This is a genomic window from Hespellia stercorisuis DSM 15480 (genome assembly GCF_900142165.1).
Lineage (GTDB): Bacteria > Bacillota > Clostridia > Lachnospirales > Lachnospiraceae > Hespellia > Hespellia stercorisuis.
Window position 1 is genome coordinate 42050 of record NZ_FQZY01000022.1, and the last position, 26197, is coordinate 68246.

The 26197-nt window shown below is 46.7% G+C and carries 24 protein-coding genes; 23 read left to right on the forward strand and 1 reads right to left on the reverse strand.

Annotated elements, in window-relative coordinates; all coding sequences use genetic code 11:
* Positions 1-133 precede the first annotated feature (133 nt).
* The 14 genes from pta (at position 134) to BUB85_RS08845 (ending at position 15449) form a co-directional block, all read left to right on the forward strand.
* A complete protein-coding gene (gene pta, locus BUB85_RS08780; RefSeq protein ID WP_073108708.1) occupies positions 134-1129 on the forward strand; it encodes a phosphate acetyltransferase in 996 nt (331 codons plus the stop codon).
* Positions 1130-1329: 200 nt separating this feature from the next.
* On the forward strand, positions 1330-2523 hold the full coding sequence (locus BUB85_RS08785) for an acetate/propionate family kinase (RefSeq protein WP_073108715.1): 1194 nt from the start codon (positions 1330-1332) through the stop codon (positions 2521-2523).
* 186 nt (positions 2524-2709) lie between these two features.
* The gene (locus BUB85_RS08790; RefSeq protein WP_073108722.1) at positions 2710-3237 is read left to right on the forward strand and encodes a YceD family protein; all 528 of its coding nucleotides are present in this window, start codon (positions 2710-2712) and stop codon (positions 3235-3237) included.
* A gap of 3 nt (positions 3238-3240) precedes the next feature.
* The gene (gene rpmF / locus BUB85_RS08795; protein WP_073108727.1) at positions 3241-3420 is read left to right on the forward strand and encodes a 50S ribosomal protein L32; all 180 of its coding nucleotides are present in this window, start codon (positions 3241-3243) and stop codon (positions 3418-3420) included.
* A 107-nt stretch (positions 3421-3527) separates the two neighbouring features.
* Positions 3528-4547 carry a phosphate acyltransferase PlsX gene (plsX, locus tag BUB85_RS08800; protein ID WP_073108730.1) on the forward strand — a complete coding sequence of 340 codons (1020 nt, stop codon included), beginning with the start codon at positions 3528-3530 and terminating at the stop codon, positions 4545-4547.
* A gap of 30 nt (positions 4548-4577) precedes the next feature.
* Positions 4578-4808 carry an acyl carrier protein gene (gene acpP, locus BUB85_RS08805; RefSeq protein ID WP_073108733.1) on the forward strand — a complete coding sequence of 77 codons (231 nt, stop codon included), beginning with the start codon at positions 4578-4580 and terminating at the stop codon, positions 4806-4808.
* An 80-nt stretch (positions 4809-4888) separates the two neighbouring features.
* On the forward strand, positions 4889-5575 hold the full coding sequence (gene rnc / locus BUB85_RS08810) for a ribonuclease III (RefSeq protein ID WP_073108736.1): 687 nt from the start codon (positions 4889-4891) through the stop codon (positions 5573-5575).
* 12 nt (positions 5576-5587) lie between these two features.
* Entirely contained in the window at positions 5588-9169 is a 3582-nt protein-coding gene (gene smc, locus BUB85_RS08815) for a chromosome segregation protein SMC (protein WP_073108739.1), read from the forward strand.
* Between the two features lie 158 nt (positions 9170-9327).
* Complete coding sequence (gene ftsY, locus BUB85_RS08820) at positions 9328-10311, forward strand: signal recognition particle-docking protein FtsY (RefSeq protein ID WP_207648934.1); 984 nt, start codon at positions 9328-9330, stop codon at positions 10309-10311.
* Between the two features lie 17 nt (positions 10312-10328).
* Positions 10329-11543 carry a threonine ammonia-lyase gene (ilvA, locus tag BUB85_RS08825; RefSeq protein ID WP_073108746.1) on the forward strand — a complete coding sequence of 405 codons (1215 nt, stop codon included), beginning with the start codon at positions 10329-10331 and terminating at the stop codon, positions 11541-11543.
* Positions 11544-11557: 14 nt separating this feature from the next.
* The gene (locus BUB85_RS08830) at positions 11558-12019 is read left to right on the forward strand and encodes a DUF1653 domain-containing protein (protein WP_073108749.1); all 462 of its coding nucleotides are present in this window, start codon (positions 11558-11560) and stop codon (positions 12017-12019) included.
* Positions 12020-12117: 98 nt separating this feature from the next.
* On the forward strand, positions 12118-13506 hold the full coding sequence (locus BUB85_RS08835; protein WP_073108752.1) for a beta/alpha barrel domain-containing protein: 1389 nt from the start codon (positions 12118-12120) through the stop codon (positions 13504-13506).
* Positions 13507-13570: 64 nt separating this feature from the next.
* Positions 13571-14263, forward strand: a complete 693-nt coding sequence (locus BUB85_RS08840; protein ID WP_073108755.1) for a GntR family transcriptional regulator — start codon at positions 13571-13573, stop codon at positions 14261-14263.
* Complete coding sequence (locus BUB85_RS08845) at positions 14250-15449, forward strand: NADP-dependent isocitrate dehydrogenase (protein WP_073108758.1); 1200 nt, start codon at positions 14250-14252, stop codon at positions 15447-15449. Before BUB85_RS08840 ends, BUB85_RS08845 begins: the two co-directional genes overlap by 14 nt.
* Positions 15450-15577: 128 nt before the next feature.
* Here BUB85_RS08845 and abc-f read toward each other — a convergent pair whose 3' ends face one another.
* Positions 15578-17500: a ribosomal protection-like ABC-F family protein gene (gene abc-f, locus BUB85_RS08850; RefSeq protein WP_073108761.1), complete on the reverse strand. Its 1923-nt coding sequence runs from the start codon at positions 17498-17500 to the stop codon at positions 15578-15580.
* A 175-nt stretch (positions 17501-17675) separates the two neighbouring features.
* Between abc-f and BUB85_RS08855 the strand changes: the two genes are divergently transcribed.
* From BUB85_RS08855 to BUB85_RS08895, 9 genes are all read left to right on the forward strand, one after another.
* Positions 17676-18323, forward strand: coding sequence for a redox-sensing transcriptional repressor Rex (locus BUB85_RS08855; RefSeq protein ID WP_073108764.1), 648 nt, complete (start codon positions 17676-17678; stop codon positions 18321-18323).
* A gap of 82 nt (positions 18324-18405) precedes the next feature.
* The gene (locus BUB85_RS08860; protein WP_073108767.1) at positions 18406-19953 is read left to right on the forward strand and encodes an NAD(P)H-hydrate dehydratase; all 1548 of its coding nucleotides are present in this window, start codon (positions 18406-18408) and stop codon (positions 19951-19953) included.
* Positions 19940-21106, forward strand: a complete 1167-nt coding sequence (alr, locus tag BUB85_RS08865; protein ID WP_073108770.1) for an alanine racemase — start codon at positions 19940-19942, stop codon at positions 21104-21106. The genes BUB85_RS08860 and alr overlap by 14 nt, the downstream gene beginning before the upstream one ends.
* Positions 21107-21219: 113 nt before the next feature.
* A complete protein-coding gene (locus BUB85_RS08870) occupies positions 21220-21567 on the forward strand; it encodes a type II toxin-antitoxin system PemK/MazF family toxin (RefSeq protein WP_073108795.1) in 348 nt (115 codons plus the stop codon).
* A 17-nt stretch (positions 21568-21584) separates the two neighbouring features.
* Positions 21585-22427 carry a hemolysin family protein gene (locus tag BUB85_RS08875; RefSeq protein ID WP_073108773.1) on the forward strand — a complete coding sequence of 281 codons (843 nt, stop codon included), beginning with the start codon at positions 21585-21587 and terminating at the stop codon, positions 22425-22427.
* Positions 22428-22523: 96 nt separating this feature from the next.
* Complete coding sequence (locus BUB85_RS08880) at positions 22524-23258, forward strand: YebC/PmpR family DNA-binding transcriptional regulator (protein WP_073108777.1); 735 nt, start codon at positions 22524-22526, stop codon at positions 23256-23258.
* 9 nt (positions 23259-23267) lie between these two features.
* Positions 23268-24026 (forward strand): CFI-box-CTERM domain-containing protein, encoded by a 759-nt coding sequence (locus tag BUB85_RS08885; RefSeq protein WP_242945383.1) that lies wholly within the window; start codon positions 23268-23270, stop codon positions 24024-24026.
* 17 nt (positions 24027-24043) lie between these two features.
* Complete coding sequence (locus BUB85_RS08890; protein ID WP_073108783.1) at positions 24044-25324, forward strand: O-acetylhomoserine aminocarboxypropyltransferase/cysteine synthase family protein; 1281 nt, start codon at positions 24044-24046, stop codon at positions 25322-25324.
* Positions 25325-25453: 129 nt separating this feature from the next.
* Positions 25454-26080 carry a ClpP family protease gene (locus BUB85_RS08895; protein WP_408607074.1) on the forward strand — a complete coding sequence of 209 codons (627 nt, stop codon included), beginning with the start codon at positions 25454-25456 and terminating at the stop codon, positions 26078-26080.
* Positions 26081-26197: the final 117 nt, after the last annotated feature.

Here is a 26197-nt window from a genome sequence, read left to right on the forward strand (position 1 = left end):
AAGATTCTATCACTTTTAAGTCATGGATTTTGTGATATTGTTTTTTTAAATACACAAGGAATCCTCTTGTATACAATATTTATTTGCGCTATAATATAAATATTGAGAAAAATTTGAAAGGTGGATACGAATCATGGGATTTATTGATGAAATCAAGGCAAGAGCAAAGTCAAACAAGAAGACGATCGTTCTTCCGGAGACAGAAGACAAAAGAACATATGCAGCTGTGGAAGCAGTATTAAAGGAAGGAACAGCGAACATTATCCTGATCGGAAGTGAAGAGGAAGTGGCAAAATACGGGCAGGGATACGACATCACAGGTGCTGCCATCGTTGATCCGGCAACAAGCGATAAAACAGAGGCTTATATTGAAAAATTTGTGGAACTCCGCAAGGCAAAAGGTATGACAGAAGAAAAAGCAAGAGAAATCATGCTTGGAAATTATACATATTACGGTGTCATGATGGTGAAGATGGGAGATGCAGACGGTATGGTTTCCGGTGCATGTCACTCAACAGCGGACACACTGAGACCCAGCCTTCAGATTTTAAAGACAAAACCAGGAACAAAATTAGTATCTTCATTTTTCGTTATGGTAGTTCCGGATTGTACTATGGGAGAGAACGGAACTTTCGTATTCTCTGACTGTGGACTGGAACAGAACCCGGATTCCGAAAAGCTTGCTGCGATTGCAGGAACTGCAGCGGAATCGTTCAGGGAACTGGTCGGCAAGGAGCCAAGAGTTGCTCTGCTTTCACATTCCTCCAAAGGAAGTGCAAAACATGCAGATGTTGATAAGGTGGCGGAAGCTGCCAGAATCGCAAAAGAAACTTATCCTGGCCTTTTGGTTGACGGAGAGCTTCAGCTCGACGCTGCAATTGTACCGGAAGTCGGTGCATCCAAAGCACCGGACAGCAAAGTGGCTGGACAGGCTAACGTTCTGGTATTTCCGGATCTGGATGCAGGCAACATCGGCTACAAACTTGTGCAGAGACTTGCCAAAGCAGAAGCATACGGACCGATGACGCAGGGAATCGCAGCGCCGGTTAATGATTTATCCCGCGGATGCAGCGCCAAAGATATCGAAGGTGTTATTGCGATCACAGCGGTACAGGCTGCTGGAAAGTAACAGCAGGAGCAGACAGTTTTCTTGTTCTCCGAAGAAAACGAAGCGATAAGCAAAACAACAAACTAAGTAATAAGCATAGCAATTAAGAGCGCATTTACAAATTTAATATGAATTTTTTGAGGAGGTACTTTTCAGCGCAAACTTTAAAGTACCTTCTTAATAAAATAAAAAACAAAAAAGAAAAGAGAGGGTAAGAAGAAATGAAAATTCTAGTATTGAATTGCGGAAGCTCATCATTGAAATATCAGTTATTTGATATGACGAGCAACACAGTAATGGCGAAAGGCCTCTGTGAAAGAATCAGCATCGAAGGTTCAAAGCTGACACACGAACCGGCAGGAAAGGAGAAATATGTTGTAGAGAGTCCTATGCCAACTCATGAAGTGGCTGTGAAGCTCGTTATGGATGCGCTGGTAAGCCCGGAACATGGTGTGATTGCGGACGTGAATGAAGTAGCTGCAGTGGGACATCGTGTACTTCACGGTGGAAGCACATACAGCGATTCCATCATTGTCAATGATGATGTGAAGAGAGTAATCAGAGAGTATTTTGAACTTGGACCACTTCACAATCCTGCGAACCTGATGGGAATCGAAGCTTGTGAGGCTGCAATGCCAGGAACACCGAATGTAGCAGTATTTGATACAGCTTTCGGTCAGGGAATGGAAGAGGAGGCTTATCTCTATGCAATTCCTTATGAGTACTATGAGAAGTACAGCATCCGCCGTTATGGATTCCACGGAACGAGCCATAAGTTTGTATCTGGAAGAACCATCGAATTTGGCAAGCTTCCTGAGTCAGGCAGAAAAGTAATCGTATGTCACCTCGGAAACGGCGGAAGTATCTCCGCATCCATCAATGGCAAATGTGTAGACACCAGTATGGGACTTACTCCTTTGGAGGGTCTGATCATGGGAACCAGAAGTGGTGATGTGGATCCGGCTGTTGTTCAGTTTATCATGAACAAAGAGGGAAAGACTGTTGATGAAGTGCTGAACATCCTCAACAAAAAATCAGGTATTCTCGGAATGTCCGGAGTATCCAGTGATTTCCGTGATGTGGCCAATGCAGAAGCAGAGGGAAATGTACGTGCAAAAGCGGCAAATGCAGCATTCCGTCACAGACTTCTGAAATACATCGGTGGCTATGTTGCATTGATGAACGGTGTGGATGCCATCACATTCACAGGCGGACTCGGAGAGAACGATGGAAAGACAAGAAAGATGATCTGTGATCATTTACAGTATCTTGGAATCACAATCGACGATGAGAAAAACAAGATCCGTGGAGAGGAAGTTATGATTTCTGCTGCAGATTCCAAAGTAAAAGTTTTCGTCATTCCGACAAACGAAGAGCTTGCAATCGCTGAAGAGACACTTGCTCTTACCAAATAATTCACATCCTGCACGGTGAGTACCGTGAGCGCAAAAATGCATGTTTTCATGCATTTTTGTGCGTGTGGGAAGTCGCCGGACAAACAATTGAAAAAACAATCGATTTTCTTGACATTAGTATTGACAAATGCATTTTGCATGATATAATAGTTTAGGTATGGCAAGGGAAGTATAGGAGAGATTACTATGTTGATAAACCTGTCTGATGTTTTATCTGAACAGCATAAAACAATTGAAAAGGATGTGGCTGTAGATATGACCGTTTTCGAGGCGCCTTTTGGCCGCTATGAGATCGTATCAAAGAATCTGGTTCACATCGTGGTTGAACATGTAAAGGATTCCGAATTAATGATCAGAGGTCTGACGGATCTCGTAATTGCAGTTCCGTGTGATCGATGCCTGGAAGAGGTGGATAAAGCTTTTCACTTCGACTTCGCAAAGAATGTGGATCTGAATCCCGAACTTGTTGATACACAAAAAGAATTCGATGAAAAAAATTATATCGATGGATATAATCTTGACGTAGACAAATTACTCTATAATGAGATTTTGATAGGATGGCCGATGAAAGTTCTATGCAGCGAAAACTGTAAAGGAATTTGCAGCATATGTGGTCAGAACCTAAACAAGGGGACCTGTGATTGTGAAGATACCGGTCTTGACCCCAGAATGTCAGTTATCCAAGATGTATTTAAGAATTTTAAGGAGGTGTAACCTATGTCAATCTGTCCAAAGAATAAATCTTCTAAAGGTAGAAGAGATAAAAGAAGAGCAAACTGGAAAATGACTGCTCCGAACTTGGTAAAATGCAGCAAATGCGGCGAATTAATGATGCCACACAGAGTCTGCAAGTCTTGTGGATCTTACAACAAAAAAGAAATTATTGCTCAGGACTAATGTAAGCAGAAGAAGACGTAAAAACTTTGTGTTTTACGTCTTTTTTTATTGCATTTTACAGTGATGTTTAGTAGAATTATGTTTAGTTAGTGCTAGGAGGAAAGTGAATGACAGAGATAACAAAAGTTGCGCTGGACGCGATGGGTGGAGACAACGCTCCGTCGGAAATTGTGAAAGGTGCACTGGACGCGGTAGCACGCAGAGCAGACCTGAAAGTGTTTCTTGTGGGACAGAAGGATAAAATCAGCAGGGAACTCGAGGGCAAAAGCTACCGGGAAGATCAAATAGAAATTGTCGAGGCAAGTGAGATCATCGAGACGGGAGAACCGCCGGTAGTGGCTATCCGCCGAAAAAAGGATTCTTCCATCGTTGTTGCAATGAAGATGGTGAAGAGCGGGGAGGCGGACGCGTTTGTTTCTGCAGGAAGTTCCGGAGCCATTCTGGTCGGCGGACAAACCATAGTCGGCCGTATCCGCGGTGTGGAAAGACCACCCCTCGCTTCATTGATTCCGACAGAGAACGGTGTTTCTCTGCTTGTGGATTGTGGAGCCAACGTGGATGCCAGAGCATCCCATCTGATCCAGTTCGCGCAGATGGGTTCTATTTATATGGAGCATGTCGTGGGAATCAGGAATCCAAGAGTCGCAATCGTGAATATCGGCGTGGAGGAGGAGAAGGGCAATGCCCTTGTCAAAGAGACATTTCCGCAGCTGAAGGAATGCGAAGGACTTAATTTTACCGGAAGTATTGAGGCGAGAGAAATACCGCATGGCGGCGCAGATGTGGTTGTATGTGAAGCCTTTGTCGGCAATGTAATTCTGAAATTATATGAAGGTGTCGGAAGTACGCTGATCGGCAAGATCAAAGAAGGACTTATGTCGTCACTCAAGACTAAAATAGGAGCACTGCTGATAAAACCGGCCCTGAAGGCCACTTTAAAAACATTTGATGCGTCTGAGTACGGCGGCGCACCGCTGCTCGGCTGTAAAGGACTTGTCGTGAAGACACACGGCAGCTCTACGGCAAAAGAAATCAGCAATTCCCTGATTCAGTGCATAACATTTAAAGAGCAGAAGATTAATGAAAAAATTACAGCTTGTCTTGGAACAACAGTCGAAGAACAATAAAATTTCAAACAGTGATAAAGGAGAAAAATTATGGAATTTGAAAAGATGCAGGAAATTATTGCGGATGTCTTAAACGTATCAAAAGATAAGATCACTCCGGATACAACATTTGTGGACGACCTCGGAGCAGACTCACTGGATATTTTCCAGATCATCATGGGGATTGAAGAAGAGTTTGATATCGAGATTGATAATGATGAGGCTGAGAAGATTGTTACAGTACAGGACGCTGTGGAACGTATTAGAACAGCAACAAACTAAGAACATATTTAGAAAAAGCCCGTTAAGGGCTTTTTCGTTTACGTAGAAATCACATGAATTTGTGAAGACGGGTGGAATGAATGAGCAAATTAAATGAATTAGAAGAAAAAATCGGATATCGTTTTCATGATTTTTCCCTGATGAAACGGGCGATGATGCACAGCTCCTACACAAATGAAAAACACATGGAAAAGTTTAAGTGTAACGAGCGGCTTGAATTTCTCGGGGATGCGGTGCTGGAGCTTGTATCCAGCGAATTTCTGTTTTTGGAGAATCCGAGGGTGTCCGAGGGAGAACTGACAAAGACGAGAGCCAGCATGGTCTGCGAACCCGCATTGGCATTCTGCGCAAGGGAGATTCAGCTGGGAGACTATCTGCTGCTTGGAAAGGGCGAGGATGCAACCGGAGGAAGGCTGCGGGAATCGATCACGAGCGATGCGCTGGAGGCCCTGATCGGTGCAATCTATCTTGACGGTGGTTTTACTAATGCAAAAGAGTTTATCAACCAGTACATTTTAAAGGATCTGGAAGACAAAAAACTCTTTTATGATAGCAAGACTATCTTACAGGAAATTGTTCAGGCGGGAGAGGGCGGAGCCATCACATATCACCTTGCAAAAGAGGAAGGCCCTGATCACGACAAATCCTTTTATATCGAGCTTCATATCGGTGATAAAAGCTATGGAACCGGTGTGGGGAGAACAAAGAAGGCCGCGGAGCAGGAAGCGGCGTACAAGGCGATTCTGCAACTTAGAAAAGAAAGTTAAAATAGGTGTTTCATGTATTTAAAAAGCATTGAGGTTCAGGGATTTAAGTCCTTTGCCAACCGAATCAAATTTGAATTTCATAATGGAATCACCGGAATTGTGGGACCGAACGGGAGCGGAAAGAGCAATGTTGCCGATGCGGTCCGCTGGGTGCTTGGGGAGCAGCGCGTAAAACAGCTGCGCGGCGGATCAATGCAGGATGTCATTTTCTCCGGAACAGAGAACCGAAAGCCGCTCAGTTATGCTTCTGTGGCAATTACACTGGACAATTCTGATCACAAGCTCGCCATGGAATATGAGGAGATCACCGTCACCAGAAAGCTTTACCGTTCCGGTGAAAGTGAGTATCTGATCAATGGAGCTGCCTGCAGACTGAAGGACATCAATGAGATGTTCTATGATACGGGTATCGGTAAAGAGGGCTACTCGATTATCGGACAGGGCCAGATTGAGAAGATTTTGAGTGGAAAGCCGGAGGAGCGCCGTGAGCTCTTTGACGAGGCTGCCGGCATCGTCAAGTTCAAGCGCCGCAAGAATATGTCGGTCAAAAAACTGGAGGATGAGCGGAGCAATCTTGTTCGTGTGAATGATATTCTGTCGGAACTGGAGAAGCAGATTGGTCCGTTGGAACGGCAGTCTGTGGTAGCCCGTGAATTTCTCCGAAAAAAAGAAGAGCTGAAGACCTACGATATTAATATGTTTCTTCTGGAGGCTGCCAGAATCAAAGAGCAGACTGCGGATACGGAGGAGAAGCTGCAGATTGCCAATACAGAGCTGGAGGACACCACACGGAAATATGAGAATACCAAAACAGAGTATGAGAGCATTGAGGAGGAAGTCGAAGGCATCAATGTTTCTATTGAAAAAGCAAAACGACAGCTAAATGAAACAACGCTTCTCAAGCAACAGCTCGAAAGTCAGATTGAGCTGCTGAAAGAGCAGATCCATACGGTACAGATGAACGACGAGCATTATGACAACCGTTCCAATACGATTCACGCAGAGCTTGCATCCCGTGAGAAGGCTAAGGCGGATCTCGAAACAGAGCAGACTGCAATCCGGGCACAGCTTGCGCAGATGACACAGAAGGATCAGCAGGCACAGCAGGAGCTGATTGAACTGCAGACGAGAATTGCAGAGCTGTCGACATCTATGGAAAAGAATAAAACCGATATCATGGAGTTGTTGAACAACCGTGCTTCGACAAAGGCAAAGATTCAGCATTTTGACACCACGATGGAGCAGATGAAAATCCGCAAGGCCGAGATCAGCCAGAAGCTGGTCGAGATTGCGAGCGAGGCATCCAGACAAAAGGAAATTCTTGCAGAGCATGAGGCGGCACTGGGGACAGTTAATCAGGAAATTACGTCCTATACGGATGAAATATCCGAAAACGAACAGCGCATTGCGCATCTGCAGAAGGAGCTGAACGACCATCAGGAGAAGCTGCGAATCGGGCAGACTGCATACCACAGAGAGTCTTCCAGGCTGGAATCCCTGAAAAACATCACAGAGCGATATGATGGATACGGCAACAGCATCCGCCGTGTCATGAGCAACAAAGACAAAGAAAAAGGGCTTCTTGGCGTTGTGGCGGATATCGTAAAGGTGGACAAGGATTATGAGATTGCAATTGAGACGGCACTGGGGGGAAGTATCCAGAATATCGTAACAGATAATGAAGACACCGCCAAAAAGATGATTGCATATCTGAAACAGAATAAATTTGGACGCGCGACTTTTCTTCCTCTCACCAGTATGAAGGGGAATCAGGGGATCGGCCAGCCGGCTGCCCTGAAGGAACCGGGCGTCATCGGTGTGGCAAGCACACTGGTCAAAGTGGAGGATCGTTTTAAAAATCTGGCGAACCAGCTGCTTGGCCGCACACTGGTAGTAGAAAAGATTGACCACGGTATCGCACTTGCGAGAAAATATCGGCAGAGCCTTCGTATCGTGACGGTAGAAGGAGAATTGATCAATCCGGGCGGATCTATGACCGGCGGTGCATTCAAAAATTCCAGTAATCTTCTGAGCAGACGAAGAGAGATTGAAGAATTTGAAAAAACAGTCGTACAACTCAAGCGGGAGATGAGCGAATTGCAGGCTGTTGTGGAACAGACAAAAGACCGCCGTGCAGAATGCTACAGCAGAATGGATGCGATCCAGCAGGATCTGCAGAAAGCCTATGTAGTACAGAACACCGCCAAGATGAATCTCGCAGATATCCAGCGCAGACAGCTAGATTCCCAACGTGCTTACCAGACAATTCAGGTGGAGGATGACAATCTGAACGAGCAGCTGGCACAGATCCGTGACAATGAGGATTCTATCCAGATGGAACTGGAAACCTCAGAATCATTGGAGCAGGAGTTGTCGGAGCAGATCGAAACGTGGCAGAGGGAGCTGGAGGAGAGCCGGACCAGTGAGGCAGCCCGGATGAAGCACTCGGAGGAGGTTCATTTATCTTATGCCGGCTTAGAACAGCAGAACGAATTTATTTCCGAAAACCTTGAGCGTATCAGTGAAGAAATGATAAAATTCCGGACAGAGCTGGAAACGCTGGATGCCAACAAGGGGGATGCATCTCATGAAATTGAGGAAAAAGAGCAGAAAATTCTGGAACTGAGAGAGACCATCGAAAACTCCAAAGAATTATTTACAGAGATACAAAGTGAGATCACCAGCCAGACAGAGCGCCGGGATATGCTGAACCAAAAACACAAAGCATTTCTCGCAAAACGTGAGGAACTATCAAAGCATATGGCAGATCTTGACAAGGAATGTTTCCGTCTCACGAGCAGAAGTGAATCCTACGAGGAGGCCCGCGAGAAACTCATGAACTACATGTGGGATGAATATGAGATTACCTTCAATCATGCGCTGGAGCTTCGGGATGAAAATCTTACAGATCTTGTATTTATGAAAAAACGGATTCAGGAATTAAAAAACGATATCCGCAAGCTCGGAGATGTTAATGTCAATGCAATCGAAGATTACAAAAATGTCTCCGAGCGCTATGAGTTTTTGAAAAACCAGCATGATGATCTGGTGGAAGCAGAAGCTACACTAATCAAGATCATTGAGGAGCTGGATGAGGCGATGCGGAAACAGTTTACCGAACAGTTTGCGCGCATTGCAGAAGAATTTGATGTGGTATTTAAACAATTGTTCGGAGGTGGAAAAGGAACTCTGGAGCTGATGGAGGACGAAGATATTCTCGAGGCGGGAATCCGGATCATCGCACAGCCGCCGGGCAAGAAGCTGCAGAATATGATGCAGCTGTCGGGTGGGGAGAAGGCGCTGACAGCGATTTCTCTGATGTTTGCAATTCAGAATCTGAAGCCATCACCGTTCTGTCTTCTGGATGAGATCGAGGCAGCACTTGATGACAGCAATGTCACAAGATTTGCACAGTATCTGCATAAACTCACAAAACACACGCAGTTTATTGTGATCACACATAGGCGCGGCACCATGACGGCGGCTGACCGCTTATACGGAATCACGATGCAGGAGAAGGGCATATCGACGCTTGTATCGGTGGATCTGCTCGAGGATGAATTGGATCAGATGGAAAAAGCAGCGAATCAATAGGAGAATGTGCTATGTTTGAAAATGAAGAAATAGAATTATCAGTCGATGATGCGGAGGATTTTGATCTGTCACTGGATGACGCCGAGGAAATGGAGTTTGAAGACTTGTTATCTGAGGATTCGTTATCTGAGGACTTTGAGGAGGACGCGTCCGCATCCATGGATGAATCAGACAATGCCCTGCCGGATGATGACCAACAGGAGGAATCCACAAAAAAAGAGGGCTTCTTTAAACGCCTGATCTCGGGGCTGACCAAGACCAGAGACAATATTGTATCCGGCATGGACAGCATCTTTTCCGGGTTCAGCAAAATAGATGAAGAATTTTACGAGGAGCTGGAGGAGACGCTGATCATGGGGGACATCGGGGTGAATGCGACCATGCGGATTCTCGATGACTTGCGCGACAAGGTCAAAGCGCAGCATATCAAGGAGCCGATGGCATGCAAGCAGCTTCTGATCGACAGCATCAAAGAGCAGATGGATGTCGGTGAAACCGCATATGAGTTTGAGGACCGTACCTCGGTCGTGTTTGTGATTGGTGTCAACGGTGTCGGAAAGACGACTACGATTGGAAAGCTTGCAGGAAAGCTTCGCGCACAGAATAAAAAAGTGGTTTTGGCTGCAGCGGATACATTCCGTGCAGCGGCGGGAGAGCAGCTGAAGGAGTGGGCAAACCGTGCAGATGCTGATCTGATTGGCGGTCAGGAGGGCTCAGACCCGGCGGCCGTTGTATTCGATGCCGTGTCGGCGGCAAAGGCAAGAAAAGCAGATGTTCTACTCTGTGACACAGCTGGACGTCTGCATAACAAGAAAAATCTGATGGATGAATTGAAGAAGATCAATCGTGTCATTGATCGGGAATATCCAGAGGCCTACCGCGAGACACTGGTAGTTCTCGACGCGACAACCGGTCAGAACGCGCTGTCCCAGGCCCGGGAGTTTAATGACGTGACGGACATTACCGGCGTCGTGCTGACCAAGATGGACGGAACGGCGAAAGGCGGAATCGCAATTGCAATTCAGGCAGAGCTTGGAATCCCGGTCAAATACATCGGTGTCGGAGAAACCATAGATGATCTGCAGAAGTTTGACGCAGATGATTTTGTGAACGCATTATTTTATACAAACGAAGAGGAATAAAAAAAGGAGAATATGTTATGTTAACATTAGAGAAATTTGAAGAAGCAAGCGAAATCGTAAAACGAGTCACCAATCCAACCAAGCTGGTTTACAGTGAATTTTTAAGCGAACAGACCGGCGGAAAGATTTACCTGAAGCCTGAGAATATGCAGCACACAGGTGCATATAAGCTTCGCGGTGCATATTACAAAATCAGCACCATGTCCGAGGAAGACAGAAATAAAGGGCTGATCACGGCGTCAGCAGGAAATCATGCACAGGGAGTCGCCTATGCGGCAAAAGCATTCGGATGTAAAGCAACGATCGTAATGCCGACAATCACACCGCTGATCAAAGTGAACCGCACCAAGAGTTATGGCGCAGAAGTGGTTCTTTACGGAGACGTCTATGACGATGCCTGCGAATATGCTTACAAGCTTGCAGAGGAGCACGGATTTACGTTCATCCACCCGTTCGACGATCTGGAAGTGGCAACAGGGCAGGGAACCATTGCAATGGAAATTGTGCAGGAACTTCCGACGGTGGATTACATCCTCGTACCGATCGGTGGAGGCGGACTGATTACCGGTGTTTCAACCCTCGCCAAGATGCTCAATCCTAAGATTAAAATCATCGGTGTTGAGCCTACCGAAGCGGCCAGCATGACCGCAGCACTGAGGGCTGGAAAGGTGGTCTCCCTGGATTCGGCCAACACCATCGCAGACGGTACCGCAGTGAAGGCGGTCGGCGAGAATAACCTGCCTTACGTTCAGCAGAATGTAGACGATATCCTTCTGGTAGACGATGACGAGTTGATTGGGGCATTTCTTGACATGGTCGAGAATCACAAGATGATCGTTGAAAATTCCGGACTGCTGACAGTTGCGGCATTAAAGCAGTTGGACTGCAAAGGGAAAAAAGTTGTCAGCGTTCTGAGCGGCGGCAACATGGACGTCATCACCATGTCCTCCATCGTACAGCACGGTCTGATCCAGAGAGACCGGATCTTCTCTGTATCCGTGCTTCTCCCGGACAAGCCGGGCGAACTGGTTCAGGTTGCGCAGACAATCGCAGATGAAAAAGGAAATGTAATCAAATTGGAACACAATCAGTTCGTGAGCACAAACCGAAACGCCGCAGTGGAGCTGCGCATCACCGTAGAAGCGTTCGGATCAGAACATAAGCAGAAGATCTTTGATGCATTGGAGAAAAAAGGATTCCGCCCGAAACTGATCAGCGCCAAATTATATTAGAGGGAAGAAAATATATGGAACGAAAAAGACCGTGCCCGAATGAAATATACGTACACTTTAAGGGAAACAGATACAAGGTCATTGCCATTGCACACCACTCCGAGACAATGGAGGAGATGGTGGTCTACGAGGCACTCTACGGCGATCATGGAGTCTATGTGCGCCCGCTGGATATGTTCATGAGTCCGGTTGATCATGAAAAATACCCGGATGTGAAGGCCGCCTGCCGCTTCGAACTGGAAGAGGGCGAAGGAACAGTCTCTCCTCTGATTGTCCAGTTTCTTGACCTTGATTCCATAGAGCACAAAATGGAATTTATCCAGTCCCACCGCGCGCAGCTGGACTCCGGGTTTTTGGATGCCGCTGCCGAGAGCATTGACTTTATCATTCCGGATAAAGATATCGATGTCAAATATCAGCAGCTGATGCATGCTTTGATGACAAGAAATAAATATGAGACGGGAAGACTGCGTTAAGCAGTCTTCTTTTTTACATCAGCACGTTAAAATGGTACTTGACAGAAGATGTATAATTGTATACAATTATACGAAAATGATATCGAGGAGTGAGTGCTATGGATAATAGAAAAGTTTATTTAAATAACCATACCAATTTGTTAGAGCTCGAGGAGCATATGTATCCTCTTGTGGATGTGGACACCCCCAATGTCTTCCGGAATTTGTTCCGCTATGATGAGATTCCGAAAATCGCATTCAATGATCGAATTGTACCACATCACATGCCGGATGAAATCTGGATCACAGACACAACCTTCCGTGACGGACAACAGTCCAGAGCACCCTATACAACCGATCAGATCGTGACGTTGTTTGATTATTTTCATAAGCTGGGCGGACCGAATGGAAAGATTCGTCAGAGTGAGTTCTTTTTGTACAGTAAGAAGGATCGTGACGCTGTTTATAAATGTATGGAACGCGGGTATCAGTTCCCGGAGGTCACCAGCTGGATTCGTGCGAGCAAGAAGGACTTTGAACTGGTGAAAGACCTTGGCATGAAGGAGACCGGAATACTGGTCAGCTGCTCGGACTATCACATTTTCTATAAATTAAAGATGACGAGACGGGAGGCTATGAACCATTATCTCTCTGTCGTTCGCGAATGTCTTGAAACCGGTGTGGCACCGAGATGTCATCTGGAGGATATCACGCGTTCGGACATCTATGGCTTTGTGATTCCGTTCTGCGTGGAACTGATGAAGCTGAAGGATGAATATAACATTCCGGTAAAGATCCGGGTTTGCGATACCATGGGATACGGGGTGAACTATCCGGGTGCCGTAATTCCGAGATCTGTTCCGGGAATCATCTACGGATTGATGACACATGCCGGTGTTCCGAGCGAGTATCTGGAGTTCCACGGACACAACGATTTTTATAAGGCAGTCAGCAATTCTACCACCGCATGGCTCTATGGTGCAAGTGGTGTCAACTGTTCCCTGTTTGGCATCGGTGAGCGCACCGGCAATACGCCGCTGGAGGCGATGGTGTTTGAATATGCACAGCTGCGAGGAACACTGGATGGTATGGATACCACTGTGATCACAGAGCTTGCCGAATACTATGAAAAAGAAATCGGATACAGGGTTCCGTCCAGAACGCCGTTTGTCGGAAAGAACTTTAATGTGACAAGAGCCGGAATACATGCGGATGGCCTCTTGAAAAATGAAGAGATCTATAATATATTTGATACAGACAAGTTTCTGAACAAACCGGCACTTGTGGCCGTATCCAACACATCCGGTGTTGCGGGAATCGCACACTGGATCAACACCTACTATAAACTGTCTGCGGCGCATCAGGTGGATAAAAATTCAGAACTTGTAGCCATGGTGAAGTCATGGGTGGACAATGAATACGCAGAAGGGCGTGTCACTGTACTCACAGATGACGAATTGATTGCCGTGATCGATGATGCATGTAACAAGCTGAAAATCACACTATAATCTGGCAGTGTTCCAGAAAAGCGGGAGAGGATTCCGGAGTACTGTATAATTTGGAGGAAAGGGTATGGAGGAATATCAGGATTATTCCCTGAGTGGTCGTGTTTTTCAAAAAATCCGGGAGGACATTTTGAAAGGAAGATATCAGGAACACGATGAATTGAGAGAAAATACCATCGGCAAAGAACTTGGGGTAAGCAGGACGCCGGTGCGGGAGGCTCTCCGGCAGCTGGAACTGGAAGGTCTGGTGACCATCGTCCCCAATCGAGGTGCTTATGTAACCGGCATTACGAGAAAGGACGTAAAGGACATTTACGCAATCCGTTCTATGCTTGAGGGCTTATGTGCCAGATGGGCAACAGAACATATCACAGAAGAGCAGCTGACCGAATTGGAAGAAATTATCATGCTGGCTGAATTTTACACCAAAAAGGAAGACACGCAGAATATTGAACAGGTGATGGAGTTTGATGCCAAGTTCCACACGGTTCTCTACGAGGCCTCGGACAGCCGGATTCTGGCCCACGTGCTCAAAGACTTTCATAAATATGTGCAGCTTGCAAGAAAATCCTCCGTTATCTCGGAGGAGCGGGCAAGAAAATCAATTCGTGAGCATAAGCAGATTCTGCGGGCTATCAAAGAAAAGGACGCCGATATGGCGGAGCAGCTCGCAAACGAACACGTACACCGTGTGATGCAGAACCTAAGAAGACAAGGATACGAAAAAAATCAGGAGGACCAATCAAATGGCAAAAATTAAAATGACAACCCCAATTGTAGAGATGGACGGAGATGAGATGACCAGAATCCTCTGGAAGATGATCAAAGACCATCTGCTGGAGCCATTCATTGAATTAAACACTGAATATTATGATCTCGGGCTGGAGTACCGCAACGAGACGAACGATCAGGTGACCATCGATTCGGCAAATGCGACGAAAAAATACGGTGTGGCCGTCAAATGTGCGACCATCACGCCAAACGCTGCACGAATGACAGAATATGACCTGAAAGAGATGTGGAAGAGCCCGAACGGAACCATTCGTGCAATTCTGGACGGTACCGTATTCCGGGCTCCGATTGTTGTGGACGGGATTGAGCCATGTGTCCGCAACTGGAAAAAACCTATCACAATTGCAAGACATGCCTACGGCGATGTCTACAAAAACACAGAGATCAAAGTGCCGGGAGCAGGAAAAGTAGAACTGGTCTATACCGGCGAGGACGGAACAAAAATCAGCGAGCTCGTGCATGAGTTTGCCGGTCCGGGTGTGGCTCAGGGGATGCACAATATCGATAAATCCATTGAGAGCTTTGCGAGAAGCTGCTTTAACTATGCACTTGATATCAAGCAGGATCTGTGGTTCGCGACAAAAGACACCATTTCCAAAAAGTATGACCATACATTTAAGGACATCTTCCAGGAGATTTTTGATAAAGAGTACAAGGAGAAATTTGAGGCGGCCGGTATCGTCTATTTCTACACGCTGATTGACGATGCTGTAGCCCGTGTTATGAAGTCAGAAGGCGGATATATCTGGGCCTGCAAGAACTATGATGGCGATGTGATGAGCGATATGATTTCGTCTGCATTCGGGTCTCTTGCCATGATGACTTCTGTTCTGGTCTCTCCGGACGGATATTATGAGTATGAGGCGGCACACGGAACCGTACAGAGACATTATTACAAGCATCTCGCAGGAGAAGAGACTTCCACCAACTCTGTCGCAACAATCTTTGCATGGTCCGGAGCTCTGCGCAAGCGCGGTGAGATAGACGGTAACCAGGAACTGATGGAGTTCGCGGATAAGCTTGAGAAGGCAACGATTCAGACGATTGAAGAGGGAGATATGACAAAGGATCTTGCTTTGATCACAAAAAATCCAAACCCGAATGTGCTCAACAGTGAAGGGTTTATTAAAGCGATTGCAGGCAGACTTGCATAGAGTAGGTCTGTCACTATTTCCTGACAAAAAAGGGGCTGTAAAATAAGTCCCTAATTAGGAATCGCCAGTTCCGACGAATGTCGGTTCTGGCGATTCTTTGTTTTGATATCTATTATCCAGGCTGATTTTTATTCTGCAAGTGTCTCCCATGTTTCATAAAGTGATTCAAGCTCTGTATGGTTTGCTGTTTTCTCATGCGCCAATTCCTGACATTTTACGGAATTGGTGTAGATTTCTTCTCTGAGCATGAGATCGTCTATTTCATCGTTGCGGGTCTCCAGCAATGCGATCCGGACTTCTGTCTTTTTCAGGTCATTCTGACGCTTGCGCTCCTGGGCCTGTTGTTCTTTTTGTTCCTGCCAGGTGAGCTTGCTGCTGTCTTTATCTGACACTGCGGCTTCTGCGGCCTGGGCAGATTCCGGTGCCTGGGTATAGGCGGCTGTCAGCTCTTCCTTTTTCTCGAGATAGTAATCGTAATTTCCGATGTAATTTACGAAATTATGATTGACGAGTTCCAGGATTCTTGAGCTTGTCTGGTTGATAAAGTAACGGTCGTGGGAAACGTAGAGCAGCGTCCCTGTGTAATCGTTGAGCGCCTTCTCCAAAATCTCTTTTGAGGTGATATCCAGGTGGTTGGTTGGCTCATCAAGAATCAGAAAGTTTGCTTCTGACAGCATCAGCTTGGCGAGCGATACGCGGCCGCGCTCGCCGCCGCTCAGGTCATGGATCATCTTGTAGACATCGTCCCCGGCAAACTGAAAAGCGGCGAGCGTGTTGCGAATCTGTGTGTTAGTAAGCGTCGGATAATCATCCGAGATCTCATCAAAAATATTTTTATCGCTGTGCAGCACGTGATGCTCCTGATCATAGTAGCCGATATGTACGTTGGAGCCCAGGCGGAAGGAGCCGCTGTCTGCGGGAAGGACTTCGTTTAAGATCTTTAAAAGTGTCGTTTTTCCCGTGCCGTTATCGCCGATAATGGCAACATGCTCCCCCCGCTTTATCTCGAAATTGATATCCTTAAAAAGTGGCTCATGATCGAAGGATTTGGAAAGATGCTCGATGGTCAGGACATCATTGCCGCTCATCGTCGAGGGCTCCAGAGAAAAGTGAAGCTCAGACTTATTCTCGACTGGCTTTTCAATTCGTTCTATTTTCTCCAGCATGTGGGCACGGCTGTCGGCCCGCCGGATGGATTTTTCCCGATTGAAGGACCGAAGCTTTTCGATGACGGCCTCCTGATGCTTGATTTCCCGCTGCTGGTTCATATATTCCTTAAGCTTTGCATCACGAATCTGCTGCTTTTTCATCGCATAATCCTTGTAATTTCCGGAGAACATGCAGAGCTCTCCGTTGTCGATCTCGACAACCTTTGTGACGACACGATTAATAAAATATCGGTCATGTGACACGATCAGAACGGCACCGGAATAGTTCATGAGGTACGTTTCCAGCCATGCGATAGAGTTCAGATCCAGGTGGTTAGTCGGCTCATCAAGCAGAAGAATATCCGGTTTTGTCAGCAGAAGTTTTCCGAGAGAGACACGGGTCTTTTGCCCGCCGGAGAGAGTGTCTACCGATTTGTCGAACTCTGACTCGGGGAATCCCAGGCCTTTGAGCACACCGATCAGTTCACTCTGGTAGGCGTATCCGTTTTCGTTTTCAAAACGTGCCGTCATGCGGTGGTATGCCTGCAGACGAGCGTCCAGCTCAGCACCCTCCAGATTTTTTAACTCCAATTCTGTGGCGCGGATCTGCTTTTCTAATTCAATAATCTCGGATTTGGCAGTTTTCACCTCCTCAAAAATGGTATTTCCACTCTGCAGGGACTGGTGCTGCGCAAGATAACCGATGGTACGGCCCTTTGTGAGGATAATGTCTCCGCCATCCGTGGGTTCTTCCAGCATAATCATCTTCAAAATCGTGGATTTTCCGGCGCCGTTTACGCCCACAAGTGCCGCTTTTTCTCTGTCTTCTATATGAAAAGAACCATTGTTTACAATGACCTGTTCGCCAAATGATTTGGTCAGATTATGACATGCTAAAATCATAATTATTTCCTCCTAATAAATCGTATTTGCAGCTGTTTCAGGACAGTTTTATGTCGTGATATTAACAGGCTGCAACCTTTATTATATCGAAAATGCATATAAATACAACAAAAAATTGACTTTAATCCTGTAATTCTATATAATAGTGAATAGATTTGATTGGAGGGTAATTACCGTGGAACGTAAAGAAATATCACAAGCAGTAATAGGTCGCTTGCCTAGATATTACAGATATCTTGGGGAACTGATGGAGGGTGGAGTCGAAAGAATTTCATCGAACGATCTAAGTAAGAGAATGCGTGTAACCGCATCACAGATCCGGCAGGATCTGAACAATTTCGGCGGTTTTGGCCAGCAGGGATATGGATATAATGTAAAATATCTTTATACAGAGATTGGTAAGATTCTTGGACTTGACAAGAATCATAATATTATCATTATCGGCGTTGGTAATCTGGGGCAGGCATTGGCCAACTATGCCGCATTCGAGAGCCGTGGGTTTATCCTGAAGGGCTTGTTTGATGTGAATCCGCGCCTGGAAGGCGTTGCCGTCAGAGGCGTACCGATTCGGATGATGGACGAACTGAAGGATTTTGTCATCAACAACGATATTGAAATCGCAGCCCTGACAATTCCGAAGTCAAAAGCGATTGAAGTCGCAGCCATGCTGGTCGAGAATGGTGTCAAAGCAATCTGGAATTTTGCACATACCGATCTGTCTCTGCCGGAGGATGTGATTGTTGAGAATGTTCATTTGTCGGAAAGCTTAATGAAGTTGTCATACAATGTCACTCGGTACAGAGAAGAACATGAGGAAGAATAAGTATTCTGAAAAATAACGTGTAGCGAGGACGTGTGATGCGTTCTTTTACACGTTATTTTTATATTGAGGAAGGTGTTTTTTAATGAGATATCTGTTAGATGGATTACAGATGAAAAACCGTGATGCACGCACAATTCAGAATATCGGCATTCCGTCGATGGTCCTGATGGAACGGGCGGCACTGAGAACGCTGGAGATCATGGAACGACGCGCAGTTGATCTTACCCGTGTCCTGATTGTATGTGGATCAGGCAATAATGGAGGAGATGGATTCGTGATTGCACGTCTGCTCCTTGAAAAGGGATACGAACCTGTGGTGGTGTTCGTGGGCCGGGAGACTTCCATGACGGAACAGTCAGCCTGCCAGCTTGCCATTCTGCGCAGAATGGGAGTTTCTGTCAGTCAGACAATTTTGCCCGGCAGCTATACTGCAGTTGTGGATGCCGTGTTCGGCGTTGGTCTGAGCCGGAATATTGAGGGACGTTACGCGCAGCTTCTCGAACAGATGAATCAGCTTCAGAGCATCAAAATCGCGGTGGACATCCCGTCCGGAGTCCATGCCGATACCGGACAGATCATGGGCACCGCATTCCGTGCAGACATCACCGTGACGTACGCGTATGAAAAACTGGGAACGGTTCTCTTTCCGGGAACCAGTTATGCCGGACGCGTCTATACTGTTAATATAGGAATCCCTCAGAGTGGATTTCGGATTCCGGAAGAAAAAGAATCGGATTTGTGCTTCACATATGACAAATGCGATTTAAAAGCACTGCTTCCCGTCCGGACAGCAGATTCCCACAAAGGAACCTACGGCAGACTATTGATGATTGTTGGAAGCTTTGGTATGGCGGGAGCGGCATATCTGAGTGCCAGAGCAGCATACGAGACAGGAGTGGGACTCGTGCGGATCTATACCTCCCAGGATAACAGAGAGGTGCTCCAGCAGATGCTGCCGGAGGCGGTCATTACGACTTACGAGAAATTTGAGCCTGACACGTTAAAAGAATTGATGGAATGGGCCGAGGTGACCGTCATCGGATGTGGGCTCGGAAAGAGCACTGTATCCGAAGCACTGCTCCTCGAGGCAGTGAAGCTCGCAGAGACTCCGCTTGTCATTGATGCGGATGGTCTGAATATACTGAGCGAACACATGGAAGTACTTGAGCGGTCAGAAGAATCGGATTTGACAGACGTTCCCATCGTACTGACACCGCACATGAAGGAAATGTCACGGCTGACTGGCGGGAGTGTTGCACAGCTGCAGGCAGACCGCTTCACGGTTCTTACAGACTTTACAGAGCGGTATCCTGTCACCTGCGTCCTGAAGGATGCGCGGACGCTGGTGCAGAAAAAAGAACAGTGTGTTTACGTGAATACCTCCGGCAATTCCGCAATGTCTAAGGCCGGATCGGGGGATGTGCTCGCCGGTGTGATCGGAGGGCTCATGGCACAGCATCTGCCGGACTTTCAGGCGGCATGCACCGGCGTCTTTCTTCACGGCTGTGCAGGGGATGACGCACGGGAAAAGAGCGGGGCATACAGTGTCCTTGCAAGAGATCTGATCGACGGGATCAGAAATTGTTTAAAAGAAGCAGCAGAGGAGCGAAAAGAAAATGAAACAATATAGAAGAGTCTACGCACAGATTGATCTGGATGCAGTGGAATATAATATGGATGAGATGAAAAAAAATATTGCCCCGGAGGCAAAAATGATTGGCGTTGTCAAGACAGACGGCTACGGCCACGGAGCCACACCGATTGCTCTGCTTCTGGAGGAGAAAGAATATGTATGGGGTTTTGCAACCGCATGCCTTGATGAGGCAGTAGCACTTCGCAAAGCCGGAATCAAAAAACCACTTCTGGTACTGGGATGTGTTTTCCCGGATCAGTACGAGGAGATGCTTCAGTACGATATCCGCCCGACGGTTTACACGGAAGAAATGGCTGCGGATATGTCTGAGACAGCTGTGAAGATGGGGATGACGGCCCGTTTCCATATAAAGCTCGACACCGGCATGGGGCGACTCGGATTTCTGGTATGCGAGGAGAGTGCCGCTGTCATCACAAGCATCAGCCGGCTCCCCAATGTAGAAATCGAGGGGGTGTTCACGCATTTTTCGAAGGCGGACGAAACCGATAAAACATTTACCAAGAAGCAGCATGAGCAGTTCCAGTGGATGTCTGAGAAGCTGGCGAATGCCGGCCTGGCCATCCCATATCACCACTGTGACAACAGTGCGGGAATCATTGATTTCCCAGAGTTCAGTCACGAGCTGGTCCGCGCAGGCATCTCGATTTATGGCATGTATCCGTCCGAGGAAGTACATAAGGAGAAGGTGGATTTGAAGCCGGCCCTTTCGCTGGTGAGTCACGTCGCCCATGTGAAAGAACTGGATGCAGGTGCCGCCATCAGCTACGGCGGGACTTACATTACCGACAAAAAGATGAAGATTGCTACAGTTCCGGTCGGCTATGGTGACGGATACCCCCGTTCTCTGTCCAACAAAGGATATGTTCTGATTCACGGAAAAAAGGCCAAAATACTCGGCAGAATCTGTATGGATCAGTTTATGGTCGACGTGACGGACATTGAGCATGTCTCCTTCGGCTGCCGCGTGATCCTGATTGGAAAAGACGGACCGGAGACAATCTGCGTGGAAGAGCTGAGTGACCTGTCTGGAAAGTTCAATTACGAATTTGTCTGCGGGCTGAGCAAACGTATTCCGCGCATCTATCTGCGTCACGGCGAGATTGTAGACAGGATTGATTACCTTGCCTGAAGAGAATCCGTTCTGCCGCAAAACACGCACCGGATAGAATGGTTATCCTAAAAATGCATACTACCGAAAAAAATGGTAATAATGATACTATCAAAATTCGGAGTGTGAAAAAAGTGCTTGTAAAAAGAGGAGATATTTATTATGCTGATTTAAGTCCCGTGATCGGCTCGGAACAAGGTGGAGTCAGACCGGTACTGATTATTCAAAATGATGTTGGCAACCGACACAGCCCGACTGTGATCTGTGCCGCCATAACATCCAGAATGAACAAGGCAAAGCTGCCGACTCATATCGAGATCAGCGCAGCCAGATATCATGTGGTGAAAAATTCGGTGATACTTTTAGAGCAGATCCGTACCATTGATAAAAAACGGCTGAGAGAATTTGTCTGTCATGTGGATACGAATCTAATGAGGAAAGTTGATGAAGCGCTAAAAATCAGTTTAGAGTTTCATACATAAAAGGAGTAGGAAAGAAAATGGAAGAGGAAAGTTTACTGGAGAAGGTGAAGAGCTTTTTTCTGGAGGAAGAACCGGATGAGAAAAAGGCAGAGCACATTGTCTCTATGATCGATGAGGGTCGCAGGCAGGGAAGATATGCGACGAGTGAGGCAGAGATGATCCGCAACATTTTCGAATTTGGTGACAAGGACGCCAAGGACATCATGACCCACCGCAAGAATATTGTCGCCATCGATTCTTCGGATACGCTTGAGGATGTGTTCCGCTTTGTTGTAAATGAGAGTAATTCCCGGTTTCCGGTATATGATGGAGATATCGATAACATCACCGGAACGATACATTTAAAAGAACTCATGAAAAATTATCTGAAAGAAGAACTCAGGGACTGCCCCTTAAAAGACATCCCCGGAATGATCCGGTCTGTCAGTTTTGTTCCGGAGACGAAGAGTATCGATACCCTGTTTAAGGCGATGCAGTTCAAAAAGAAACACATGGTCATTGTGCTCGACGAATACGGCATGACCTCCGGGCTTGTCGCGATGGAGGACATCGTCGAGGAGATCGTCGGCAATATTCTGGATGAATATGATAAGGAAGAAGCCACCATCACAAAACAGGCGGACGGCTCCTACATAGTACCGGGGCTCACCCCTCTCGAGGATCTTGAACGGATGCTTGGCATCACCTTCGAGGAGGAAGACTTCGATACGCTGAACGGATTTCTTGTGGATGAGCTGGATCACATTCCGACGGAGGAAGAGGAGTGTCATGTGGATTATGGAAGATATCATTTTTCCGTTATAAGCGTCAATGATAACATAATTCAGACAGTTAAGATTGAAAAACAAAAAGAAGAGTGATAGAATATAATACGTCTGTTTTTTACTAAAGTCCGCAAAGCATGTATTTGCGGGGGAAAAGACAGAAGACCGATAAGAGAAAGAAGAGGGAAATATATGTCAGGACATTCAAAATTTGCAAATATCAAACATAAAAAAGAGAAAAATGATGCTGCAAAAGGAAAAATATTTACTAAAATCGGAAGAGAGCTGGCGGTTGCCGTAAAAGAGGGCGGCGGTCCGGATCCGAACAACAACAGTCGTCTCCGTGATGTGATCGCCAAGGCAAAGGCAAACAACATGCCCAACGATACGATCGACAGAAACATCAAGAAAGCGGCCGGAGAGGGAAGCGGTGATAACTATGAGCATATTACATATGAGGGCTACGGCCCGAACGGAACGGCAATCATCGTAAAGACTCTGACCGATAACAAAAACCGTACCGCATCCAACGTGAAGAATGCGTTTACCAAAGGAAGTGGAAATGTCGGAACACCGGGATGTGTCTCTTTCATGTTCGATGAAAAGGGACAGATCATCGTGTCCAAAGAAGATTGTGAGATGGACGCGGATGAGTTGATGATGCTCGCTCTGGATTCCGGTGCGGAGGATTTTTCAGAGGAAGAGGACAGTTTTGAGATCGTTACTGCACCGGAAGAGTTCAGTGAGGTTCGCCTGAAGCTTGAGGAGGCCGGACTTGTGATGGCTGATGCAGAGGTGACGATGATTCCACAGACCTGGGTTGATCTGGAGGATGAAAAGGATCTCCAGAATATTCAGAAGACACTGGACCTGCTGGATGAAGACGATGATGTGCAGGATGTATATCACAACGCCAATATCGAATAAGTGGAGGGTATGATGGAATCGAACAGGATAAAGGATGGAATGATCGAATTATACAAAGAATGTCAGGGATTTTCCCAAAAGTTCAAGAAAAAATTATATCAGGTTCAGATGGAAGATCTGTGTGCAGACCATCAGGATCTTTTCCTGCTGATAAAAGAAGGAATCGAAGAATCTGAGGAGTCCATGAAAGAAATCTGTACTTATCTTCCCCAGTATGTCCTGGACGAGATGACCAATATCAAGTCAAAGAACAGAAAAGAAGTGGCCATGATCGATTACAATCTGACCATGGTGTCTTACTTTGTGCCGGTGCTTGGGAAAATTGACAGTGCCAAGGCAAAAGCCTTCACAGAGGAACTTGTTGCGGTATGGAATGAGATGCTGCCTGGATCCTCAATCAAACGATCTACCTCCGAGGAGATTCAAAGCGGATTCAGAACCGGTTTATGCTATATTACCACAGCGGTATGCGAAAGTCTCGACAAACCGGATGACTGTTATGAGCTGACTATGCTTCGGGATTACCGCGATGAATATCTGTTATCCACGGAAGATGGAACAGCCGTCGTACACGAGTATTACGACATTGCGCCAACCATCGTGAAACGAATTGAAAAAGAAGCCCACGCAGAGGAGATCTACAACCACATCTGGACAACCTATCTGCAGCCTTGTGTCAGCCTGATAGAATCCGGGGAAAAAGAAGAGTGCAAGGATCTGTATACTGATATGGTCAAAAAACTGGAAGCAAAATATTTATATTCATAAGAGGAGGCATACATATCATGAGCGATTTTAAGATGGAAACCAAATGTGTACAGTCCGGCTGGACACCAAAAAACGGGGAATCCCGTGTTCTTCCAATCTACCAGAGCACTACATTTAAGTACGATACAAGTGATCAGATGGGACGTCTGTTTGATCTGGAGGACAGCGGATACTTTTATACAAGACTTCAGAACCCGACAAACGACGCTGTCGCAGCAAAGATCTGTGATCTGGAGGGCGGTGTAGCAGCGATGCTGACTTCATCCGGACAGGCTGCAAACTTCTATGCGATTATCAACATCGCGGAGGCAGGCGATCACATCATCTGCGTTTCGGCGATATACGGTGGTACTTACAATCTCTACGCTCACACCATCAAAAAGCTGGGGATCGAGGCAACCTTTGTCGATCCTGAGGTGAGCAGAGAAGATCTGGAGGCTGCATTTCAGGATAACACCAAGGCAGTTTTTGGGGAGTCGATCTCCAATCCATCGCTGGTTGTGCTCGATTTTGAAAAGTTTGCGGATGCAGCTCACAGCCATGGCGTACCGTTTATCGTTGATAATACGTTCCCGACACCGATCAACTGCCGTCCGTTTGAATGGGGCGTTGATATCGTGACCCATTCCACAACCAAATACATGGATGGACACGCCACCTGCGTAGGCGGAGCAATCGTGGACAGCGGTAATTTTGACTGGGATGCCCACGCCGACAAATATCCGGGACTGACCGCTCCGGACGAGACGTATCACGGCGTTGTCTACACCCAGAAGTTCGGAAAAGGTGCCTATATCACGAAGGCGACTGTTCAGCTCATGCGTGATCTTGGATCCATCCAGTCACCGCAGAATGCATTTTATCTCAATCTTGGTTTGGAGACACTGCATCTTCGTGTGCCGAGACACTGTGAGAATGCGAAGAAGGTTGCACAGTATCTGCAAAACCACGAGAAAGTTGCCTGGGTCAACACCCCGGAGTTAGAAGGAAACGAATACTACGAGAGAGCACAGAAATATATGCCGAACGGAACCTGCGGAGTAATCACCTTTGGCCTCAAAGGCGGCCGTGATGCTTCTGTGAGAATGATGGATAATCTGAAGATGGTTGCAATCGTGACACACGTTGCGGATGCGAGAAGCTGCGTCCTTCATCCTGCCAGCCACACACACAGACAGATGAACGATCAGGAATTGCTGGAAGCAGGTGTGAAACCGGATCTGATCCGTTTCAGTGTAGGCATTGAGAATGCAGAAGATATCATTGCAGATGTAGAGCAGGCGCTGGCCGCTGTTTAACAGTAACAGGCAGCATGTATATTTTTCGAAACATCTTCCATACTAAGAAAAAGTATGGGAGGTGTTTTTTTGGCTGAAAAAAAGAAAACCAATACGAACGAGGAAAATACAACGGAGGAAATCCGTGAGATGGGCGCACTTGAATTAAAAAAAGGGAAGGATCATATCCAGCTTCTCACGATCATCGGAGAGATCGAAGGACACGAGGCGGCATCAGCTAATTCCAAGACCACAAAGTATGAGCATCTCCTGCCGAAGCTGGCAGAGGTGGAGGACAACGATGAGATCGACGGACTGCTTGTCCTGCTGAATACACTCGGCGGCGATGTGGAGGCTGGACTTGCCATCGCGGAGATGATTGCATCACTCAGCAAACCAACGGTCTCTCTGGTGCTTGGCGGAAGTCATTCGATCGGAGGGCCGCTGGCGGTATCCGCAGATTATTCTTTCATTGTGCCGACGGGAACCATGACGGTGCACCCGGTCCGCTCGACGGGAATGTTCATCGGCGTGATGCAGAGCTACCGCAACATGGAGAAAACCCAGGATCGGATCACCGGATTTATTGCCGCGCATTCGCGCATTACCCAAGAGCATCTTGAGAAACTGATGCTGGATCCATCCCAACTGGTAAAGGATGTCGGAACAATGCTCGAGGGGAAGGAGGCTGTCGAGGCCGGGATGATCGATGAGGTGGGCGGAATCAGTCAGGCGATGCAAAAATTGCATGAATTAATATCTGAAAAGAGACAATAATTCTAAAAAACATTAAAAATAAGTAACTGTTCAGAACCCCCTTGGGGAACTAATTAATTTTTGTACAAAACAGAGAATTTTTAAAACCTGTTTTGCGATATTATTTCGGTAATTGGT

Excerpts from the sequence above, each read along its gene's own strand:
- pta (WP_073108708.1), top strand. The coding sequence starts at position 134 with ATGGGATTTATTGATGAAATCAAGGCAAGAGCAAAGTCAAACAAGAAG.
- BUB85_RS08785 (WP_073108715.1), top strand. The coding sequence starts at position 1,330 with ATGAAAATTCTAGTATTGAATTGCGGAAGCTCATCATTGAAATATCAG.
- BUB85_RS08790 (WP_073108722.1), top strand. The coding sequence starts at position 2,710 with ATGTTGATAAACCTGTCTGATGTTTTATCTGAACAGCATAAAACAATT.
- rpmF (WP_073108727.1), top strand. The coding sequence starts at position 3,241 with ATGTCAATCTGTCCAAAGAATAAATCTTCTAAAGGTAGAAGAGATAAA.
- plsX (WP_073108730.1), top strand. The coding sequence starts at position 3,528 with ATGACAGAGATAACAAAAGTTGCGCTGGACGCGATGGGTGGAGACAAC.
- acpP (WP_073108733.1), top strand. The coding sequence starts at position 4,578 with ATGGAATTTGAAAAGATGCAGGAAATTATTGCGGATGTCTTAAACGTA.
- rnc (WP_073108736.1), top strand. The coding sequence starts at position 4,889 with ATGAGCAAATTAAATGAATTAGAAGAAAAAATCGGATATCGTTTTCAT.
- smc (WP_073108739.1), top strand. The coding sequence starts at position 5,588 with ATGTATTTAAAAAGCATTGAGGTTCAGGGATTTAAGTCCTTTGCCAAC.
- ftsY (WP_207648934.1), top strand. The coding sequence starts at position 9,328 with ATGGATGAATCAGACAATGCCCTGCCGGATGATGACCAACAGGAGGAA.
- ilvA (WP_073108746.1), top strand. The coding sequence starts at position 10,329 with ATGTTAACATTAGAGAAATTTGAAGAAGCAAGCGAAATCGTAAAACGA.
- BUB85_RS08830 (WP_073108749.1), top strand. The coding sequence starts at position 11,558 with ATGGAACGAAAAAGACCGTGCCCGAATGAAATATACGTACACTTTAAG.
- BUB85_RS08835 (WP_073108752.1), top strand. The coding sequence starts at position 12,118 with ATGGATAATAGAAAAGTTTATTTAAATAACCATACCAATTTGTTAGAG.
- BUB85_RS08840 (WP_073108755.1), top strand. The coding sequence starts at position 13,571 with ATGGAGGAATATCAGGATTATTCCCTGAGTGGTCGTGTTTTTCAAAAA.
- BUB85_RS08845 (WP_073108758.1), top strand. The coding sequence starts at position 14,250 with ATGGCAAAAATTAAAATGACAACCCCAATTGTAGAGATGGACGGAGAT.
- abc-f (WP_073108761.1), bottom strand. The coding sequence starts at position 17,500 with ATGATTTTAGCATGTCATAATCTGACCAAATCATTTGGCGAACAGGTC.
- BUB85_RS08860 (WP_073108767.1), top strand. The coding sequence starts at position 18,406 with ATGAGATATCTGTTAGATGGATTACAGATGAAAAACCGTGATGCACGC.
- alr (WP_073108770.1), top strand. The coding sequence starts at position 19,940 with ATGAAACAATATAGAAGAGTCTACGCACAGATTGATCTGGATGCAGTG.
- BUB85_RS08875 (WP_073108773.1), top strand. The coding sequence starts at position 21,585 with ATGGAAGAGGAAAGTTTACTGGAGAAGGTGAAGAGCTTTTTTCTGGAG.
- BUB85_RS08880 (WP_073108777.1), top strand. The coding sequence starts at position 22,524 with ATGTCAGGACATTCAAAATTTGCAAATATCAAACATAAAAAAGAGAAA.
- BUB85_RS08885 (WP_242945383.1), top strand. The coding sequence starts at position 23,268 with ATGATGGAATCGAACAGGATAAAGGATGGAATGATCGAATTATACAAA.
- BUB85_RS08890 (WP_073108783.1), top strand. The coding sequence starts at position 24,044 with ATGAGCGATTTTAAGATGGAAACCAAATGTGTACAGTCCGGCTGGACA.
- BUB85_RS08895 (WP_408607074.1), top strand. The coding sequence starts at position 25,454 with ATGGGCGCACTTGAATTAAAAAAAGGGAAGGATCATATCCAGCTTCTC.